Below are 19,930 nucleotides of genomic sequence, written 5' to 3' on the forward strand. Positions count from 1 at the left end.
AAAAAAAGTAAGCAAAAAACGCTAGCTCCTACGTTCGGCCCTCGCAGGCTCGGGTTCCTTCGCTGCGGGATCGATCCGGGCGCAGCGGCTACGGTTTGCTTCGCTGCACCTCCTTCCGCTGTGTCTGGCTGCGCCAGACGGTCGCTGCGCTCCCACGCCCGGATCAATCCCTCCACTCAGCCTTCCGACGTCGCCGGTGGATCAAGATCAAGATCAAGAGCAGGCGAGCTGACACTCGGCCTATAGGTGAACGTGGGACTGTAGGAGCTGCCGAAGGCTGCGATCTTTTGCTTTTGCTCTTGCTCTTGCTCTTGCTCTTGTAGGAGTGAGCCTGCTCGCGATAGCTATCTCAAAAACACCGATGAATTACAGCTTAACCCCAATCCCTGTGGGAGCTGGCTTGCCAGCGATGGCGTCAGCAAGGTCGCCACTAATCAAACCGCTCGGAACTCTCCCTTCGCCAAAAGGCTCTACCCAGAAACCCGCCATTTTCGGACTCACCCATGAGCGACGACGTGCAACTCCCAGACCTCAACACCTGGCAACGCCTGTTCGACGATCAGACGCTTTGGCAGCAATCGCCCGACGCTCACTATTTCGATCTGCAGCGCATCGCCGATGACCTGCTCGGCCAAGGCGCGATTGATCTTGAGCAATGGCAGTTGTTGCGCGCCAAAGCCGATGATCTGCACAAGCAGTCACCCGAGGTCAACGTCGCCCGCGAACTCGACGATCCCGAAGCCTGAGGACTTCTGCCATGAACAAGACCAGCAACCAGAACGACAATCCCGACGAACCGCGCCCGGCCGGCGAAACCGAACGCGATAACGATGCGCTGCGCCCGACCGATCCCAAGCAGCGGCAGGACAGCGGCAAAGGCACGCCGAGTGGCGAATCCACTGCGCAGGAGACCGCCAAGCCACACACCCGAGGCCCACAAACCCAAGTCAAGCCCTGAACAGCGTCTATGCTCACTGGCACGCCCGCCGCTGAAGTGTTTTCGGTGGCGGGTGTCGCCATTTCATCACAGGGAAAGTAATGCATATGAAGCTCGACGCTCTGGCCAAGGCCATCACTCTCGCAACGCTGCTTTCTGTCACGAGTTTCGGCGCTCTGGCTGCCGACATTCCGTTATCCGCCGTCGTTGAGGCCGATTCCGTTACCACCAAAGTGCTCGCCGTCGACCCGGCCAATCACCAGGTCGTGCTGGAAGGCCCCGAAGGACGTCAGGTCCACGTTCAGCTCAGCGACAAAGCGAAAAATCTCGCCAATCTCAAAGTAGGGGACCTGGTGAAGATCGAAGTGCAGCGATCTGTCGCCGCTTATCTCGATACAGACGTGGATAAAGGTCTGCCAGGCACCACCGAACGTACCGGCGAACTGCGCAAGGCCCCGGGCAGCGATAACCCTGGTGGCGAGGCTTATCGTCAGGTTCAGGTGCAGCTGAAAATCAGCAAAATCGATTTGAAGACCAATCAGGTCACCCTCCAAGATCCGTCCGGACAATCGAAGACGCTCGATGTGAAGAAGCCGGAGATTCAGGCCAAGTTGAAGGATCTGAAAGTAGGGCAGAGCGTTATTGTCACTTATACCGATATCTTGAAAGTGACCAGTCAGCACGATAGTTGAGTATTAGCTCTACAAGTTTATTGCTCTTGTACAACTTTATGTATGAGAGCAATCATATAAAGTTTTTTGTAAGACAATTCCCGGGGAAAATCGGTAAAACACAGTTTTTAACTTTTCAGTTCAAAAATTTCATGTTTGCCCATGACGACATGCCCACTTGTTTGAATTAAAATCCTCGGCGTTCGCCCAGTGTCAGGGCTCTTTACCGGTGCATGGATTGCCAGGCCATTACACTGGGCGAACTCCACTACTTGCAAAAGTGTATACAGAATCTGCAAACAAAAAGGGCGACTTTTCAGTCGCCCTTTTTTATTGTTTTCGATCAAGTCGAAGCTTGCATGCCGGCTTTGCCATACTGCCCCTGCAAGCGCTTGAGTGTCTGCTGGTACATTTTTGTCCGGCGATGATCCTTGCCATACGTGCCCGCCGCCGCGACGGTGCCGGCCTGAATGTGATCCAGATAGCGGAAAATCTTCTGCGGCGAGAGAAAGCTGACGCCATAGCCCAACCCGACCATTCGATCCTGAAGCGTGTAACCAGGCACCTCCTCATCCATACAGAAGTGCAACCCCAGCGACTTCATCAAACGCGCATTCCACAGCGTACAGAAACTTTTCAAATGGGTTTCTTTATACGGGCGTGGCGGTTTCGAACGCAGGCCAAGATGAACTTTGAGCCGACGAACATGATGTTTGCAGAATCGCGAAGTTAACCGCCAGGTATCTCGCAGCCACCCACGATCAAGTTGCTCAACACAACCCACCGCCGCCATGTCCGCACTTTTCGTGCATTCGCGCATCATCATCGCGAACACCTCCATGTCGTAGACAAAGGTGTCGGTGTGCAGCAGAAACAAATAATCGGTCTCAACTTTCGCCAAGGCCAGATCCAGCGCCTTGCCATGGGCAATATGCCCCATTTCCTTGCCCGGCGACGGCCGCTCGATCAGATTTATCCAGTCCAGCGAACGCAAATAATCGAGGCTGGCATCCGCCGAATCGTTGTCCACCACCCACACTGCAATGCCCTGCGCCTGAACATGCTCGCGCAACAGTTCCAGACACATGCGGGTGATGTCCGGGGTTTTGTAATTGACCAGAACAAGACTGAAGTTGGGATGCGGTCGGGTAGGTAAATCAAAGGCTTTCATGTCGGAGGGACTCATCCACGGCTCAAGACGACAGGTTGATGAGCCGGGATGCTAGCGGGGGAAGCTTAGGTGAAGCTTAATTTGGGAGGGAGCCACCTGCGGGAATATGACGACGTATATGGTTGGAGACGACTGCCGGACCTCTCCATGCGATTGTCAGGTTCCGAAGTAAAGCTCATCCAGTTGGCGCTTGCGGATTGCCAAGTATTCGTCCCATACCTTGGGAAAGTCCTCATCTCTGGTTAGCGGAAAAGTCAGGTAGATGTGTTTTCCGACAACACTGACGTACTGGCGCGCACGTTTGAAGGCCGGCTGTTCGTATAGTGCGAGGCTTTCGTCGTAAGCGTCGTGATGGTGGCGAATCGTTACTCGATGAGGGGCAATCATCCCTCGCGCAAAATCGATCACCCAGTCGCCGTCTACGGCCGTATGCAAACAGCCGTAAACACCATCGACCGAGAGCAGGATGCAGGTGTTGGCTTGGTTGCCGTCCTCGTCGTTCGCTAGAACAATCTGGTCTGCGAAGTATTTGATCGTCTGGTTATCCGGACCCTGTAGAAGCAAGCCCCAGCCCTCGACGCCCATGCGAAACTCGCCGATTTTTTGAAAGGTTGCGGTCCATCGATTGGCAAGCGTTATTTGACGGGTATTCATTGGCTTTTCAGACTCGAGATTTCCGACTTATGGTGTCGGATAAACCGGATCAAATCGGCTTTACGTTTTAACAGATGTTAAAAATTCAAAGAAATAGACGACCTTGGTTGCTCACATTTCATCCATGCAAACCCGCCGCTTTGCACGCTTCGACGAACGTGGCGCCTTTTTTGTCCATGGCAGTCTTGACCATTTGATTGGCTTTCACCAATGCACCGCTGGGCTTGGCCCATTGCTCTGGTGGCAACGGCTGAGACCATGTTTGCACTTGTTCCGGAAGGGTAGGCCGCCCTTTGCGATGCGCCCATTCGGCTAGCATATAAGGCATCTTCCAGAAGCTCAGCACGCGCCACATGTACCAGCGGCGCAATGGCCAGTAGGATTTTTTCGAGTAACCGTAATGCTCGCGCTGCTCGGGCGTCAGTTCGTCGCCACCCTCGTCCAGCGACCCCATCGCGCGCGCGTCTTCGCGTTCGATTTCAAAAGTGTGTAGGCCTTCGTACGGTTTGAGCCGATCACCGGATGGAGTCAAACCCAGTGCCTTGAGCATCGGGTTTGGAGCATCTACCAACTGACCGTCTTCCATGTAATTACGAATTGACGTCCACATCCCTAAAGCATGTGCATCGCTGGGTTGTGGTAGCAGGAGGAATTGCACTTTGTCCTGCTCCTCATCCTCCAGACCCATGCCGAACGTGTACTGGCGAGTAGCGCCATAACTGGTGACGCCCTGAGTGTTGGAGACCCAGGCGACTACGCTTTCCCAAGGTACGATGAGGACGCGGCGGGTTTTGCTGTCGACGTAGCAGACTTCGCGGCGTTGGCGGTTGAAGCGGACGGGGTAGGTTTTTGCTGCTTTAAAGACGCCGGAGAGCATTCCGTATAAGTACGCACCAAGAGGGAGAATAAACAGTAGAGAGCCGCTAGCAAAAACCAGTAACGAGTCACCAATTAGGTCGACGAACCTTCGATCTATTCCGTGAGGGCTGAAAAGTGCGAGCCAAGCACAGATAAGCACCGGAGCAATGAATGCTGTCGTCAATGCCATCCAAATTCCAGCGGCAAGTATTTTTCCTTGTTCAACCATTCCCCAATTACTTCCGCCGAGTTCCAGGAATACTTCGTTCATCCCTGAAAAATTCCGGCGAGAGGATTGAGTTTGCCCTGTATAGACCGGTAATGGCGATAGAAACAGAGTTTCATTCATTCCACGGACGCGGACTTCTCCAGCCCTTGGCCTCTCGCTACGGATGTCCGCTGCGGCTTCAGAAGTAGTGAATTTAGCGCCGCGCTTGAAAAGGCTTTTAAGCATCGATGGTCCCCAAATCTTCTTTTTTGAACAATATGAATTGGGATTTACTTGTGCCAATCGGCAACGAGTCAGCAGAATCAAGCTTAAAGACACCGCGCGTTGGATCGCGCCTATAAGGTGAGCTAATAATATGCAGGTCACGGAGCACAAAGCAGGTTTCGTGCATTACGTCACGTTCAGCTTCCAATTGATAAGCGATGGTCAATGCCAAGGAAAAATCTGTGGTCTGCAATGAGTCACTGATCGGCAAATGAATTGTCAACGCTTCGTTGCCTTTACTGGCTACGACTAATCGACTAATCCAGGTTGTCGTGCACTCCCGCCATCTCAAGGGAAAAGGGCCGGGCGCGTAACCCCCTTTCTTTGGAACATCGCGATATTGCTGGTACGCTTTCAATTGCAATTTTCGAGTATCCATTTCCTGCGTGCTAACGCCTGGAATTATAAGCTTCAGATAGGTCTGCTTGGCATCCCGAATCATTTCACAAGTAGGTTTTTGCACGACCTTTGCCAGTTCGTTCCATTCGTCCTGCATGCTGCGATTCTTAGTTTTGTTCCCCCAGACGCTGGACTCCATCCATTTTTTGCAAGTCGTCCAGAGGCAAAGATTGCCTCATAGCTTCAGATCAAAAGATCGCAGCCTGCGGCAGCTCCTACATTTGGAATGCGTTTCCCCTGGAGCAGCCGTAGGCTGCGATCTTTTAATGTTTTAACGCGCGAGTCGGGTCAAACACTCCTCAATCGACCGCCGTTGCGTCTCGGCATACAACCCCAACTCATCAATAGTCGAACGCCCCAGCGCCTGTTCGAAAGCCTGTCGATTGGAGTGTTCGGCGTAATGCGCCTGTGCGGCATCCCCCAGGTTCGACTGAAAAATCCCCGCTGCGCTCACCGGCAGGAAATCTTCGTACACCAGCGGCTCCGCTTTCACATAGCCATCGCGCAGCAAGTCCTCCAGGGACGACTCACCAAGTCCTTCAGCGGCCAAGCCCTTTTCCGTAGCGAAATAACGAAAGTACGCCAGCCCCTGTTCGCGCATGCCCTCGATGCTGTCAGGAAATTCGGCAAAGTGCTGCGTCATCAGCGCGTTGTAGCGTGCGGCATTGGCTTCGTTAGGGAAGTCGCCCAATTCATCGCGAGCGGCATTCAACAAGTGGTCATACAGCGCGCGACCCTTGGGCGTGAGGGCGGCGCCGCGTTGTTCGATTTCGCCGAAACGCGCGCTGTGGCTGCCACGGGTTTTGGGCTGATCGGTGAAGGCGATCGGCTCGTCCAGCGCTTTGAAGCTGGTCTGGCGCAGCAGGATCGGGCAGTCGCGGCGCGGTGGGCCTTCGATCACCGCTTTGGGTGTGATGCCATGGGCAGGCATCTGCTCCTGCACGGTGTCGATGTCCAGCGTGCGCGGGGTCAGGTGGTTGATGTGCGGGCCTTTGAACGCAACGACATCGGCGATCAAGCGGTGCTGGGCGCTGAGTTTCTGGTATTGCGCGGCGCTGACCGTGGCGCTGTGGTGCCAGCGAAAAGTCTCCAGTGCCTGTCGGACGAATTCTGCGGCTTCGTCGTCATTCAGTCCGCCTGCCGTTTCCGCCTGTTCAATCAGGCGCAACGCCTCTTCAATAAAAATCGAACGACGGGCCAGTACCGACTCGGCAAACGAACGCAATTCAGGATCTTCAATCAGCTCCAGGCGCAGCAACGAGGTGAACACGCGAAACGGGCTGACCTGCAACGCTTCTTCATGCACCGCACGAAACGCCGTTGAATGCACCGGCACACCGGCCGGGGTCAGGTCGTAATAACCCACCGGTTGCATACCCATCACCGCGAACAGGCGGGCGAGGGTGGCCAGTTCGGTCGCGGTGCCTACCCGGATGGCGCCGTGGCGTTCCATGTCCAGGCGTTCGATTTCGCCGGTGCGCTTGAGCTGTCCGGCGATGTCAGGCTGACGTGCCAGCACTTCGCGATTGGTTTTCTCCACCAGTTCCATCAGCGCGCCGTACAGCGGCACCTCTTCGCGGTACATGTCGGACATCGCTCGGGAGAAACGTTGGCGGATCAGGTCGGGGCTGACGAACGGCTGCACGGTCATGAAAAAAATTCCTGCCACGGTGACGAAATAGATGCCGGAAAAGATCGCAGCCTTCGCCCACGCGGGCAAACGAAGAATCCTACGAACTTCATTCTGCCAACGACTGATCCACCAGCTCGATCCAGTGTCTGACCGGCGTGCGCCCGGCGCTCGCCAGATGGCTCTGACAGCCCACATTGGAAGTGACGATCAACTCAGGCCGGCCGCTTTCCAGGGCGTTGAGGCGCTGATCGCGCAGTTGCCGCGCCAGCACCGGTTGGGTCAGTGAGTAAGTGCCCGCCGAGCCGCAGCACAAATGGCCGTCCGGCACTGATGTGAGGTTGAAGCCAAGTCGGGTCAGCACTGTTTCCACGGCGCCGCCGAGTTTCAGTGCGTGCTGCAAGGTGCACGGGCAATGCACGGCGATGCGCCGTTCGCTGGCGGCGCATACTTGCTCCAGTGGTTCCTCAGCGATTATTTGCACCAGATCCCGAGTCATTTCGCTGATCCGCCGGGCTTTCAACGCGTAGATCGGATCGTCCGCAAGCAAATGCCCGTAATCCTTGATGAACGCGCCGCAACCACTGGCCGTCTGCACAATGGCTTCGGCGCCGTTCTGCAGATGCGGCCACCAGGCGTCGATGTTCTGCCGAGCGCGGTCGAGACCTTTGCCCTGAGCGTCGAGGTGATAGTCGAGCGCACCGCAGCAACCGGCCTCGCTCACCGGAGTGACGCTGATGCCCAGACGATCGAGCACCCGCGCGGTCGCGTCATTGGTGTTCGGCGACAGGCCCGGTTGCACGCAGCCTTCGAGCAACAACACCCGGCGCGCATGCCGAGGAGCAGGGCGCGACCCCATAACACCCAAGCGCTGCGGCAGTTTGCTTTCCAGCAGGCGCGGTAGCAGCGGCCGAAAGGTCGCGCCCATGCGCAGCAAGCCTTTGAACACAGCCGGATTCGGCGCCAACGCGCGCAAGCCTTCGCGCAGCAAGCGCTGGGCGGCGGGGCGCGGCACCGCGCTGTCGACCACCGCGCGGCCGATGTCGAGCAGGTTGTGATAATCGACGCCGGATGGGCAGGTGGTTTCGCAGTTGCGGCACGACAGGCAACGGTCCAGATGCAGCTGCGTCTGCTCGGTGGCCGGTGCGCCTTCGAGCACTTGCTTGATCAGGTAAATGCGCCCGCGCGGCCCATCGAGTTCATCGCCGAGCAATTGATACGTCGGGCACGTCGCGTTGCAAAAGCCGCAATGCACGCAGGTGCGCAGGATCTTTTCCGCTTCGCCAGCGCGGGGCAATTGCCGCGATTGCTCGCTGAGGGTGGTTTGCATGGCTAAACCTCCGCGTACATTCGTCCGGGGTTGAACAGCCCTTGCGGGTCGAGTTGCGCCTTGAGTTGCCGGTGGTAGCGCAGCAGGGTTGGCGCCAAGGGTTGAAACGGCGAATCGGTGGCACCGTGGGTAAAGCACGTTGCATGGCCGCCCAAGGAATGGGCGAGTGCGTGAATCTCAGGGCTTTCGGATTTCACCCAGCGTTGCGCACCGGCCCAGTCGATCAGTTGCTCGCCGGGCAGCTCGAGCGGGCCGAGGTTGTTCGGCAATGACAGGCGCCACAGCGGCAAACCTTCGTCGAAAAAACTCAGGCGCTGTTCGTTGAGGTCGCGCCAGAAAACCGAATCCAGCGGCTCGCCGCCGAGGCGTTGATGCGCCGCCGTCACCGAACCTTCGCCACCTTCCAGACGCAGGTACAGGCTCCGGCCATCGTGGCACGCGGCGCTGATCGGCAGCGGTTGCTGGCCCCATTCGGCAAGTTTGCTCAAGGCCCGAGCGCAGTCGATATCGAGGCGAATGCTCAGGCACTGGCGCGGTTTCGGCAGGACTTTCAGCGACACTTCGGTGAGCACGCCGAGGCAACCGAAACTGCCGGCCATCAGCCGCGACAGGTCATAACCGGCGACGTTTTTCATCACTTCGCCACCGAAGCGCAGATGCTGACCGAGGCCGGTGATCACCCGCGTGCCGAGAACGAAGTCGCGTACCGAGCCGGACCACGGCCGGCGAGGTCCGGACAGTCCCGTGGCGACCATGCCGCCGACCGTGGCGCTGTCGGCAAAGGATGGCGGTTCGCAGGGCAACATTTGCCCGGCGTCATCCAGCGCCGCGAGCAGCTCGGACAACGGCGTGCCGGCGCGCACCGTGACCACCAGTTCGGTCGGGTCGTACTGAACGATGCCGCGATGGGCGCGGGTGTCGAGCACTTCGCCGGCCACCTCGCGGCCTAGAAAGGCCTTGCTGTTGCCGCCCTGAATCTTCAGCGGCGTGGCATTGGTCCGCGCGGCATTGACCTGGTCGAGCAGGGCCGCGGCGGCATCGAAATCAGCCATCAGAATCGCTCCAGCTCGGGGAAGGGCAGTTGCCCGGCGTGAATGTGCATCGCGCCGAATTCGGCGCAGCGATGCAGGGTCGGAATGTTCTTGCCAGGATTGAGCAAGCCCTGCGGATCGAACGCGGCTTTCACCGCATGAAACAGCAGTAACTCGTCGCTATTGAACTGCGCGCACATCTGATTGATTTTCTCGCGACCGACGCCGTGCTCGCCGGTGATGCTGCCGCCGACTTTCACGCACAATTCGAGGATCTTGCCGCCCAGTGCCTCGGCGCGATGCAGCTCCCCCGGCTGGTTGGCATCGAACAGGATCAGCGGATGCATGTTGCCGTCGCCGGCATGGAACACGTTGGCGACGCGCAAGCCATATTCCTCGCCGAGGCTGGCGATACCTTGCAGCACAGCGGGCAATTCGCGGCGCGGGATAGTGCCGTCCATGCAGTAATAATCGGGCGACAATCGACCAATCGCCGGAAACGCGTTTTTGCGCGCGGCCCAGAAACGCACGCGCTCGGCTTCGTCCTGGGCCTGGCGCACTTCAGTGGCGCCGGCCGCTGTCATGACTTCCCGTACGCGCTGGCAATCGTCGTGCACGTCGGCTTCGACACCGTCGAGTTCGCACAGCAGAATCGCCTCGGCGTCGACCGGATAGCCGGCGTGGATGAAGTCTTCGGCGGCGCGGATGGCCAGGTTGTCCATCATTTCCAGACCACCCGGAATGATCCCGGCAGCGATGATTTCGGCAACCGCGCGGCCGGCCTTTTCCACTGAGTCGAAACTGCCGAGCAGGACCTTGGCAACTTGCGGTTTGGGCAGCAGTTTCACCGTGACTTCGGTGATGATCCCCAGCAGGCCTTCGGAGCCGGTGAACAAGGCGAGCAGGTCGAAACCGGCTGAATCGAGCGCCTCGGAGCCCAGCGTCAGACGTTCGCCCTCGATGGTCAGCACTTCGATTTTCAGCACGTTGTGCACGGTCAGGCCGTACTTGAGGCAATGCACGCCACCAGCGTTTTCCGCGACGTTGCCGCCGATTGAACAGGCGATTTGCGACGACGGATCCGGTGCGTAATACAAGCCAAATGGGGCCGCCGCCTGGGAGATAGCAAGATTGCGCACCCCCGGCTGAACCCGCGCGATACGTGCAGCGGGGTCGATGTGCAGGATGTTGTTGAACCGCGCCATCACTAGCAACAGGCCCTTTTCCAGTGGCAGCGCGCCGCCGGACAATCCAGTGCCAGAACCCCGCGCGACCACGGGCACGTTGTTCTGATGGCAGAGTTTCAGCAGGGTTTGCACTTGCTCCAGACGCCGGGGCAGGGCGACCAGCATTGGCGTGGTGCGGTAGGCGGAGAGGCCGTCGCATTCGTAGGGTTTGAGTTCATCTTCGCGCCAGAGGATGTCCAGGTCCGGCAGGGCTTGTTGCAGAGCCTTGAGCAATTCGCCCTTGTTCACCTCGGGCAACGGACCGTCGAGGCGTTCGTCGTAAAGAATGTTCATGGGAACGCCAACCTTCTGTCTCCGTTGATCGTTCCCACGCTCTGCGTGGGAATGTAGCCCGTGACGCTCTGCGTCACTGGACGCAGAGCGTCCCCTGAGGCATTCCCACGCAGAGCATGGGAACGATCAGTTGCGCCACCTGAGGCATTGCGAATATCCATGTTCATCGCTGTCGTTCCAGAAACTCCCCGTACAGCCGCGCGGTATTTCCCGGCTGTTCGACCATCGGCATGTGCCCGACGTGATCCCACACATCCACTTCGAGATTGGCGATGCCTTTGCTCCACACCGGCACGCTGCTGACGTCGATCAGGCGATCCTTGCGCCCCCACAGCAACAGCGCCGGGCATTTGATCTCGGCCAGTTTCGGCTCCATCGGCGGGCTGGCGCGGAAGTCGCGGAAGATTTCTTCGAGCTCGTCACGTTGTTGCTCGTAGCGCTGGGCGACGGCGTCCAGCACCAGCTTCGGCACCCACGGCGGCGACTCCATGGTCATCGCGTAGAAACGCTGAAATTCTTCGCGGGAATTGATCAGAAACGGGTTGTGCCCGCGCGCCAGGTGGCGCTCCATGTCGCTTGGCTCCGGTGCGGTGACGCCGGCCGGGTCGATCAATGCCAGCGAGGCGATTCGCTCCGGATAGGTCGCCGCCAGCCACGCGGCAATGTAGCCGCCCATGGAGTTGCCAATGACGTGGACTTTCTCTACGCCGCAGACATCGAGCAGCTGAATCATGCGTTTGGCCTGAACCGCAATGTCGTAACCGCCGCCAGCCTTGAAGCCAGTCTCACCGTGGCCGGCCAGATCCGGAATGATCACCCGATACTGACGGATGAAGTGCCGGGCGCAGCGCAGCCAGAGGTTTTTATCGGCGCTGAAGCCGTGCAGCATCAGGATCGCGCTGGACGCCTCGTACGGCCCGCCTTGCCAGGTCGACACGGTCATCTCGGCGATCGGCACTTCGATCTTGTGCAATTTGTACAACCTGGCCTCGCTGGCCATGGCCAGGTTGTACAACCAATGGCCGACCGCCGGGTAACTCAACCAGCTCCAGGCCACGAAAACCGCGAGTGCGACAAACAGCAAAAGCATCGACGTCTTCCTTATACGTGTTCAGGACAAAATATGGTCGGCCGGTTTCAGCGCCCGGGTCAGCAGGTGATAGCTGAAACTGAAGCCGGGAAACATCGCGATCACATGACCGCTCTTGCTCTGGTACCAACTGTGGCAACCACCGGACTTCCACACCGTGCGCTGCATTTCCCGGTGGATCATTGCAGTGTAGGTACGTTCTGCGTCACGGCGCACTTCGATGCTGCGCAGGCCTTTGGCCCGTACGGTGCGGATGCAGTCGAGGATGTAGTTCATCTGCGATTCGATGATGAACAGCGCCGAAGTGTGGCCAATGCCGGTGTTCGGCCCGGTGACGATGAACAGGTTGGGGAAGTCCGGCAGGCTGGTGCCGAGGTAGGCGCGCGGGTATTCGGCCCAGACATCTCTGAGTTGCACCGCGTTTTTGCCGCTGACCGGGTAGGAAATCACCCCGTCGGTGGCGTCGTAACCGGTGGACCAAACGATCAGATCAACATCGAGATGCTCGCCGTCCACGGTGTTGATCCCGCTATCGTCGATCGAAGCGATGCCGTGCTCGCGACTGTGCAACGTGACGTTGGCGCGGCTCAGCGCCGGGTAGTACGTGCTGGACACCAAAACGCGTTTGCAGCCGATGGTGAAGTCCGGGGTGAGTTTCTGCCGCAGTACCGGGTCTGGAACCTGACGCTTGAGGAACCGCAGCGCATGTCGCTGGACCAGATGAATCGCCGGTCTCGAGTATTTGAAAGCGATCACCCGGGTTTCGAATTGCCAGTAGATCAGCCAGCGCAGCAGCTTGTACGCCGGCTTCAGACCGAGCAGCCAGCGCTGAAAACGACCGAATTTGCGATCGGCACGCGGCAGCACCCAATGCGGCGTGCGTTGGAACACATGCAGATGTTCGACCTGGGGTGCAATCGCCGGGATCACTTGGGCTGCGCTGGCACCGCTGCCGACGATCGCCACGCGTTTACCGCGATAGTCGTAGCTGTGATCCCAATTATTTGTGTGAAAAGTCTTGCCTTGAAAGCGATCCATCCCGGGAAAGTTGGGGATGACCGGCTGACTCAACGGCCCTGAAGCATTGATCAGGAATTGGGTTCGGAAAGTACCTCTGGCGCGGGTGTGCACCAACCAATGCTTTTCCGCTTCGTCCCATTCGACGCGCTCGACATCGGCCCCCAGTTCCACGCGCTCGCGTAAACCGAACTGCTCGATCAGCTGTTCGGTGTAGCGACGCAGTTCCGCCTGTTCGGCGAACATCTGCGACCAGCGGTAGGGCGCGAATGACAGCGAATACAGCGGCGAGGGCACGTCCACCGCTGCGCCGGGGTAGGTGTTCTGGCACCAGGTGCCGCCGAAGAAATCGCGTCGCTCGAGAATGCGAAAGTCGTCGATCCCGGCCTTGAGCAGGTTGACCGCCGCGCACTGGCCGCCGAAACCGCTGCCGATGATCAACACAGCGTAGGTATGCATGTGCCCCCTTTTTATAGTTGTTTTTCCATTTCCCCTCTTTCATTTATAGCCAACTCTGCGCCGTGTGTGCGGCGCTGATAGCGCTCTATTCAGGCCGCTGGCCGGTGATGGCTATTTAACGGCGCCCTGATAGACTCCGGACACATCCTTGTCGGGATGTAACCATGCATCGCGCGGTCGAGGCCCTTATGGGAAATACGCGAGGAAAGGGACTTTCACTGGCCAGGAGGCTTTACAGGTCGCGGGTGTTCGGGCTGCTGCTCGGGCTGATGTGTGTCAGCGTGGCGATGTATGCCCTCGATCCGCCGCTGTGGGTGTGGGGCCTGATGCTGGTCAATGGCCTGATCTGGCCGCATCTGGCGTTTCAATGGGCGCGCCGCTCAAGCGTGCCGTTTCGCGCCGAACACCGCAATTTGCTGATCGACGCATTCATGGGCGGCTTCTGGGTCGCCGCCATGCAGTTCAATCCCTTGCCCAGCGCGACCACGATTTCGATGATGGCGATGAACAACGTCGCCATTGGCGGTGGGCGTTTTTTGCTCGCCGGGTCGGCGGCGCAGCTATTGGGCATCGGCGTCGGGCTGGTGGTGTTTGCGCCGGCGTTCATCCCGCCAACAACGCCGCTGCAGCTCTACGCCTGTTTGCCATTGCTGTTGCTGTATCCGCTGGCGCTGGGCTGGATCTGCTTTCGCCAGGCCTCGACCCTCGGTCGGCACAAGCGTGAGCTGTTGGCGTTGAGTCGCACCGACAGCCTGACCGGCCTGCTCAATCACGGCGCGTGGAAGGATCAACTGAACCTCGCGTTCCAGCGCTGCAAACGCCAGCAGCAGGGCGCGGCGATTGCGCTGATCGACATCGACCACTTCAAAGCGATCAATGACACCTATGGGCATGTCGCTGGCGATATCGTCCTGCGCCAGTTGAGCAAACTGCTCAAACAGAATCTGCGCGCCACGGACGTGGCCGGGCGCTATGGCGGAGATGAATTCTGCGTGATCCTGCCGGAGCTGCCGCTGTTCAATGCCGCTCAGGCCATGGAAGCCTTGCGCGAGCGTTTTGCGGTGATGGGCTACGAGCAGAACCCGGCGTTGAAGGTCAGTCTGAGCATTGGCCTGGCCGCCTACGACCCGAGCCATGCCGACGCCACGCGTTGGCTGGATGAGGCCGATCAGGCGTTGTACGAAGCCAAGGCCAGTGGGCGCAATCGGGTGATCTGCAACAGTGACAACAAACCGAGGCAGGCGCTGCTGGATTCGGTTTGAAGAGTGATCGGAGATCCCATGTAGGAGCTGCCGAAGGCTGCGATCTTTTGGGACGCTCTGCGTCCCGGACTGCGTTCCTTTGCTGCGCGTGGGAACGATCAAAATCAAAAGATCGCAGCCTTCGGCAGCTCCTACAGTTTGTTCGGTGTCAGTCGGGCAAGTGTCGCATCCGCTATAGAGCCTTGCGCCGATGTCGGTTACGGTTGAATCCCTCCGACACGAAACAAGGACTGCTTCATGACGTTCTCATTTCCCCGCTCTCTGATGGCCGCCAGCCTCGGTCTGTCCCTTGCGTTCTCGGCGGTAAACGCTCGCGCCGAACCACATAAACAAGTGCTCGCCAATGCCGAGCAGTATCAGCCCGAAGCCCTGAAGTTACTGGAACGGCTGGTCAATATCGACTCCGGTTCCGGTTATGAACCGGGTCTGAAACAGGTCAGCGACATCGTCATTGATGAGCTGAAAAAACTCGGCGCAACTATCGAACTGGTGCCGAACACCCCGGAAAAATCCAACCACGTGCTGGCCACGCTCAAAGGCACCGGCAAGGCGAAGATCCTGCTGATGGCGCACATGGACACGGTGTTCAAGGAAGGCTCGGCTGCCGAACGGCCATTCCACATCAAGGACGGGCGTGCCTACGGGCCGGGGGTGATGGACGACAAGGGCGGCATCGTCGCCGGGATCTATGCGCTGAAAGTGCTGAAGAACCTCGACTTCAAAGACTACGCGCAGATCACTTTCCTGCTCGACGCCAGCGAAGAAACCGGCTCGGACGTCGCCACCGACCTGATCAAGAAAACCGCCAAACAGCACGACGTCACCCTCAACCTCGAACCGGGGCGCCCGGCCGATGGCCTGGTGGTGTGGCGCAAGGGCAGTGCGACGGCGCTGGTAGAAGTCAAAGGCAAGGCCGCCCACGCTGGCGTCGCGCCAGAGTTGGGACGGAACGCGGCGATGGAAGCGGCGCACCAGATTCTGCAACTGGGCAAGCTCGGTGATGAGGCGAAGAAGACCACCATCAACTTTACCGTGCTCAAGGCCGGTGATCGCACCAACGTGATTCCTGATCAGGCCACGGCCAAGGCGGATGTGCGCGCGGCAGTGCCGGAGGAATTTGATCGCATCGAGAAGGATCTGGCGCGGGTATCGCAGGACAAGTTGATTGCCGATACCGAAGTGAAAACCTCCTTGCAGCGCGGATTGCCGCCGATGCCGCAGACCGCTGAGTCGGATCGCTTGATGGCCATGGCCCAGGGAATTTACGGCGAAATTGGCCGCCAGCTGACCGAGGAGGGCAGTGGTGGCGCGGCGGATGCCAGTTTGTCCGCAGGCGTAGGGACGCCGACGCTGGATGGCTTCGGGATCGTCGGCGGCAATATTCACACGCCGGAGGAATATGCCGAAGTGGCGAGCGTGGCACCGCGGATTTACTTGTTGTCGCGGATGATCATGGAGTTGGCGAAGCCGCGGTGAAGGAGCGATCGTTCCCACGCTCTGCGTGGGAATGCCTCAACGGACGCTCCGCGTTCGGCTTTGTGTGGGACGCAGAGCGTCCCGGGCTGCATTCCCACGCGGAGCGTGGGAACGATCATTAGTAGCTCCCGAGCATCCCCCAATCAGTCCCCTCTCCCTCTGGGAGAGGGCTAGGGTGAGGGGCTTTTTGTGGGAAGTGTGGAAGTCGAGGACGGCGCACAAAAAATACCGAAAAGTCCGACAGAAGCTCTCGTTGCGGCCGTCGGGCGCGGCTCTTATAGTCTCGGTTCGCAGATAACTCTGCGACGATCTTGGCCGGTCGAATACAGAACCTGACCTTTCTGGAGTGAACTCTATGACCGACCAAGTAATGCCGCGCTATCTCCCCATCGACACCTACGACGCCGAATCCCCGGTGCTCTTCATCAATACCCACACTGAACTCAGCGACATGGCCGCCTGTGCGATGTACCGGTTTGTGGTCGTGCGTGATCTGGCTGACACTTTCGCCAGCCTCAACCTCAAGGGCATCTCCGATTGTGATCTGACGCGGGTGACCAGCGCGGTTCATCTGCTGATGCGCGAGGGCTGCGCGATTTTGAATGTGATTCAGGCGCGGGCGGCGCAGCGGGAAGAGGCTTACAAGACGCCGGTTTAGCGGTGTCGCGGCTGGCCTCATCGCTGGCAAGCCAGGCTCCCACAGGTTATGCGACCAAACATGGATTATTTGTGCAACACAAAACCCTGTGGGAGCTGGCTTGCCAGCGATGGCGTCAGCCCGGGCACACCGTCATTCCTTGACGCTCATGTATTCCTTGGCCCAGAGAATGTATTCCTCCGGCTGGGTATAGGTGTGGGTCAACTCGGTCGCGCTCAAATCGGCGGCCTGGGTGAAGATCTGTCGCTGTTCGCGCAGGCTGTCGTAGGTGGCCTTGATCGCGGCGAAGTAGGCGCCGTGGCCGTCGATGGTCACGCGCACGCCCAGTTCGGCCAGGCGTTTGTCGTCGCGCAGGGCCGGGTTGCCGTAGGTGACCAGCATTAGCGGCACTGTGAGGTGCTCGGCGATTTGTTCCAGTTGATCGAAGTCTTGCACGCCGACCATGCAGATACCGTCAGCGCCCGCCGCCTGATATTGGCGGGTGCGGCTGATGATTTCCTGGTTCGGCAGAATGCCGGCATTGGTGCGGGCGATGATGGCCATTTCCGTGTCGACCCGGGCTTCCAGCGCCGCGCGGATCTTGCCGACGCCTTCGGCCACGGTGATCAGGTCGGTGGATTTGCGCCCGAATTGCGCGGGCAGCAGGGTGTCTTCGATGGTCAGTGCAGCGACGCCGGCGCGTTCCAGTTCGACGATGGTGCGCATCACGTTAAGAGCGTTACCGTAGCCGTGATCGGCGTCGGCGATCACTGGCAATTGGGCGACGCGACCGATGCGCGTGGCCTGTTCGGCGAATTCGCTGAGGGTGATCAGGGCGAAGTCCGGTGCGCCGAGCACCTGCAGCGAGGCCACGGAACCGCCGAGGATACCTACTTCAAAACCCAGGTCAGCGGCGATGCGGGCCGACATCGGGTCGAACACCGAAGCCGTGTGGTAGCAGGTGTCGGAGGCCAGCAGCTGACGGAAATTGCGGCGCAAATCTTGATGGGAAAGCCTGGTCATACGAGTTCCACCAATACATAAGGAATGGAAAGGCTTGAGCAAAGGTGTCAACGCCGAAGAATGAAAAGGCTATCACGCGAATGGGTCAAGAATCATGACGAATTTGCGCGGCAGGACTGGCGGCTGAAAGGTTTAATCTCCCGTGCCGGAAATATCAGGCCGCCACGGCATGTTGCTGTTGATGGGGCAGGAGCACCGCGCGCACCGAATTTCCCGGCTGAAGTTGCAGGCGCTTGGCGGTGAGTCGGTCGACCACCAGGCTGTTGCCGACAAGTCGACCGTGGGCCGCGGTGATGCGGCAGTTTTCCAGCCGGCGGTTGTGAATCAGCCACAGCGGCGCCTGCTCGTCGGGGGTGCCGAGGCTCAGGGTCAGTTCGAGGCTGTCGCGCACCGTGCGGATGCTGCGGATCGGCGCCTCGATGACCGGGCCACCGTCGAAAATGTCGATATAGCCTTTGTGCGCAAAGCCTTCAGCTTGAAGAATTTTCAACGCTGGTTGAGTGTTCGGATGCGTCTGGCCGATCGCCGCCTGCGCCTGTTCGGTGAGCAGGCAAGTGTACAGCGGCTGGCGCGGCATCAGTTCGGCGATAAAGGCTTTGTTGCCCAGGCCGGACAAGTGATCGGCGTGGGTGAAATCCATCTGGAAAAAGTGTCGGCCCAGGCTGTCCCAGAACGGCGAGCAACCGTTTTCATCGGCACTGCCGCGCAGTTCGGCGATCATCTTCTCGCCAAACAGGTGCGGAAATTCGGCGACGAACAACAGGCGACCCAGCGACAACAGGCGGCCATTGCTGCCGTTGCGCTGGTCATGGCGCAGAAACAGCGAGCACAGCTCTGATTGGCCGGTCAGCTCGTTATTCAGGAACAACGTCGGGATCTGCCGCTGAATGCCCAGGTCCGGTGCCGAACTGACGGTCACCCCGAGCCGGTAGTTATACCAGGGCTCGCGCAAGCCAACGGCGCCGGCCATCGCGCTGACACCGACCACGCGCTGCTCATCATCCTCGAGGACAAACAGATAATCGGCATCGGCGCGCTCCACCTGTTCGGCGAATGCACGCTGCGCCCAACGCACTCGATGCGCGAGGCGGTCTTCGTTCGCCGGAAGGGTGGTGAAGCCCGGCCCTGCCTGTTCGACGAGGGTCATCAAGGCAGGCAGGTCGCTGACTTTTACCGGACGGACAATCATGCTCCAACTCCTTTGGCGGACCGATTCAGGCGCGGATGGCTAACGCGGCTCACAGAGCGACCAGCCGTATCGAGCTGCCATCGCTGACCTTCAGCGCCGCGCAGATGGCGGGTGTCAGGGGCAGCGGCTGACCGGGGTGATAGTCGAGTTCGGTGACCATCGCGCGGTAGTCATGCAGGGCGTCGTTGCTCAGCAGGTAACGGCCACGGGCGTCGGTCGATGCTTGTTGGCGGACGATGGCGGTCTGGCTGTCGGCGATCGAGCGAATGTTCGCGGTGCGCGCATACAGGGTCGGGCCGGCGTCGAACAGGTCGATGTAGCTGTTGGTTTCGAAGCCTTCCCGCGCGAGGATGTCGAACGCTTCCTGGCCGTCCGGGTGCACGCGGCCGATGCAGTCCTGCGCCGCTGGCGGCAGCATCGGTACGTAGATCGGGTATTGCGGCATCAGTTCGGCGAGGAACGTGCGGCTCTGCAAACCGCAGAGCCGCTCGGCTTCGGCGTAGGGCAGGTCGAAGAAATGCTTGCCCAGTGCATCCCAGAATGGCGAATGACCCTGCTCGTCGCTATAGCCGACGATTTCGGTGATCACCGCCTCGGAGAAGCGTTGTGCATGCGCAGCAATGAACAGCAGGCGCGCCCGCGACAGCAGTTCAGAAAACGGCGTGCGCACCAACGCGGCGTCAATGTGGAATCCGCGCAGCAAGGTATGCCCGCTGAGGTCATGGCACAGCGACAACGCCGGTACGCCGTGCTCGATGTTCAATTCCCGCGAAGCACTGGTGAAATGGCGGTTGCGCAGGCTGTAGAACGGCTCCTTGAAGCCGGCGGTGGCAAGGATTTCCGAGCAGCCGACCAATTGCCGGCGTTCGAGATCTTCCAGCACGAAGAAGTAGTTCTCCGGCCCCTGCGCCTGGGCGGCGCTATCGAAGGACGCGCACGACGCGGCGATTTTCTCGCGCAGGTGTTCGCTGTCATCCGGCAGCGAGGTCACGCCGATCAGGCTCTCGCGGGCCAGGCGTTGTAGCTGGGGCAGATCATTCTGCTCGACTGGGCGTAAGACCAGCATGGATGTACTCCTGTATC

The 19,930-nt window shown here is 59.3% G+C and carries 19 protein-coding genes; 6 read left to right on the forward strand and 13 right to left on the reverse strand.

The genetic code is table 11. From position 1 onward, the window contains the following. The first annotated feature begins 503 nt into the window (after positions 1 to 503). The 3 genes from D8U60_RS01030 (at position 504) to D8U60_RS01040 (ending at position 1,629) form a co-directional block, all read left to right on the forward strand. The gene (locus tag D8U60_RS01030; RefSeq protein WP_016774112.1) at positions 504 to 746 is read left to right on the forward strand and encodes a hypothetical protein; all 243 of its coding nucleotides are present in this window, start codon (positions 504 to 506) and stop codon (positions 744 to 746) included. Positions 747 to 757: 11 nt separating this feature from the next. Next, the gene (locus tag D8U60_RS01035; RefSeq protein WP_122610224.1) at positions 758 to 958 is read left to right on the forward strand and encodes a hypothetical protein; all 201 of its coding nucleotides are present in this window, start codon (positions 758 to 760) and stop codon (positions 956 to 958) included. A gap of 86 nt (positions 959 to 1,044) precedes the next feature. Next, positions 1,045 to 1,629, forward strand: a complete 585-nt coding sequence (locus tag D8U60_RS01040; protein WP_073474317.1) for a hypothetical protein — start codon at positions 1,045 to 1,047, stop codon at positions 1,627 to 1,629. A gap of 322 nt (positions 1,630 to 1,951) precedes the next feature. On the opposite strand, the gene D8U60_RS01045 is transcribed toward D8U60_RS01040, so the two are convergent. The 10 genes from D8U60_RS01045 to D8U60_RS01090 form a co-directional block, all read right to left on the reverse strand. After that, on the reverse strand, positions 1,952 to 2,779 hold the full coding sequence (locus tag D8U60_RS01045; RefSeq protein WP_130899310.1) for a glycosyltransferase: 828 nt from the start codon (positions 2,777 to 2,779) through the stop codon (positions 1,952 to 1,954). Between the two features lie 156 nt (positions 2,780 to 2,935). Continuing rightward, positions 2,936 to 3,433, reverse strand: coding sequence for a hypothetical protein (locus D8U60_RS01050; protein WP_130899287.1), 498 nt, complete (start codon positions 3,431 to 3,433; stop codon positions 2,936 to 2,938). A 118-nt stretch (positions 3,434 to 3,551) separates the two neighbouring features. Further along, a complete protein-coding gene (locus D8U60_RS01055) occupies positions 3,552 to 4,562 on the reverse strand; it encodes a DUF6708 domain-containing protein (protein ID WP_232245609.1) in 1,011 nt (336 codons plus the stop codon). Between the two features lie 175 nt (positions 4,563 to 4,737). Next, entirely contained in the window at positions 4,738 to 5,280 is a 543-nt protein-coding gene (locus D8U60_RS01060; protein ID WP_130899288.1) for a hypothetical protein, read from the reverse strand. Positions 5,281 to 5,454: 174 nt separating this feature from the next. Beyond that, complete coding sequence (locus tag D8U60_RS01065) at positions 5,455 to 6,834, reverse strand: VOC family protein (RefSeq protein WP_130899289.1); 1,380 nt, start codon at positions 6,832 to 6,834, stop codon at positions 5,455 to 5,457. Between the two features lie 88 nt (positions 6,835 to 6,922). Beyond that, on the reverse strand, positions 6,923 to 8,143 hold the full coding sequence (gene glcF / locus D8U60_RS01070; RefSeq protein WP_125926005.1) for a glycolate oxidase subunit GlcF: 1,221 nt from the start codon (positions 8,141 to 8,143) through the stop codon (positions 6,923 to 6,925). Positions 8,144 to 8,145: 2 nt separating this feature from the next. Continuing rightward, positions 8,146 to 9,195, reverse strand: a complete 1,050-nt coding sequence (glcE, locus tag D8U60_RS01075) for a glycolate oxidase subunit GlcE (RefSeq protein ID WP_130899290.1) — start codon at positions 9,193 to 9,195, stop codon at positions 8,146 to 8,148. Further along, positions 9,195 to 10,694, reverse strand: coding sequence for a glycolate oxidase subunit GlcD (gene glcD / locus D8U60_RS01080; RefSeq protein ID WP_130899291.1), 1,500 nt, complete (start codon positions 10,692 to 10,694; stop codon positions 9,195 to 9,197). Before glcD ends, glcE begins: the two co-directional genes overlap by 1 nt. A 163-nt stretch (positions 10,695 to 10,857) precedes the next feature. Beyond that, positions 10,858 to 11,784, reverse strand: coding sequence for an alpha/beta fold hydrolase (locus D8U60_RS01085; protein WP_130899292.1), 927 nt, complete (start codon positions 11,782 to 11,784; stop codon positions 10,858 to 10,860). Positions 11,785 to 11,805: 21 nt separating this feature from the next. Further along, complete coding sequence (locus D8U60_RS01090) at positions 11,806 to 13,260, reverse strand: NAD(P)/FAD-dependent oxidoreductase (RefSeq protein ID WP_130899293.1); 1,455 nt, start codon at positions 13,258 to 13,260, stop codon at positions 11,806 to 11,808. Positions 13,261 to 13,448: 188 nt separating this feature from the next. Here D8U60_RS01090 and D8U60_RS01095 point away from each other — a divergent pair, with 188 nt between their 5' ends. From D8U60_RS01095 to D8U60_RS01105, 3 genes are all read left to right on the forward strand, one after another. Then, positions 13,449 to 14,522 carry a diguanylate cyclase gene (locus D8U60_RS01095; RefSeq protein ID WP_130899311.1) on the forward strand — a complete coding sequence of 358 codons (1,074 nt, stop codon included), beginning with the start codon at positions 13,449 to 13,451 and terminating at the stop codon, positions 14,520 to 14,522. 237 nt (positions 14,523 to 14,759) lie between these two features. After that, the gene (locus tag D8U60_RS01100) at positions 14,760 to 15,998 is read left to right on the forward strand and encodes a M20/M25/M40 family metallo-hydrolase (RefSeq protein WP_130899294.1); all 1,239 of its coding nucleotides are present in this window, start codon (positions 14,760 to 14,762) and stop codon (positions 15,996 to 15,998) included. A 355-nt stretch (positions 15,999 to 16,353) separates the two neighbouring features. Next, positions 16,354 to 16,656, forward strand: a complete 303-nt coding sequence (locus D8U60_RS01105; protein WP_130899295.1) for a hypothetical protein — start codon at positions 16,354 to 16,356, stop codon at positions 16,654 to 16,656. A 132-nt stretch (positions 16,657 to 16,788) separates the two neighbouring features. On the opposite strand, the gene D8U60_RS01110 is transcribed toward D8U60_RS01105, so the two are convergent. The 3 genes from D8U60_RS01110 to D8U60_RS01120 all read right to left on the reverse strand — a co-directional run bounded on the left by D8U60_RS01110 (position 16,789) and on the right by D8U60_RS01120 (position 19,913). After that, positions 16,789 to 17,658: an oxaloacetate decarboxylase gene (locus D8U60_RS01110; RefSeq protein ID WP_024012471.1), complete on the reverse strand. Its 870-nt coding sequence runs from the start codon at positions 17,656 to 17,658 to the stop codon at positions 16,789 to 16,791. 154 nt (positions 17,659 to 17,812) lie between these two features. Beyond that, the gene (astA, locus tag D8U60_RS01115; protein WP_016774124.1) at positions 17,813 to 18,847 is read right to left on the reverse strand and encodes an arginine N-succinyltransferase; all 1,035 of its coding nucleotides are present in this window, start codon (positions 18,845 to 18,847) and stop codon (positions 17,813 to 17,815) included. A 49-nt stretch (positions 18,848 to 18,896) separates the two neighbouring features. Beyond that, positions 18,897 to 19,913 (reverse strand): arginine N-succinyltransferase, encoded by a 1,017-nt coding sequence (locus D8U60_RS01120; RefSeq protein ID WP_130899296.1) that lies wholly within the window; start codon positions 19,911 to 19,913, stop codon positions 18,897 to 18,899. Positions 19,914 to 19,930: the final 17 nt, after the last annotated feature.

The sequence above is a fragment of the Pseudomonas sp. Sample_11 genome (assembly GCF_004307505.1).
Lineage (GTDB): Bacteria > Pseudomonadota > Gammaproteobacteria > Pseudomonadales > Pseudomonadaceae > Aquipseudomonas > Aquipseudomonas atacamensis.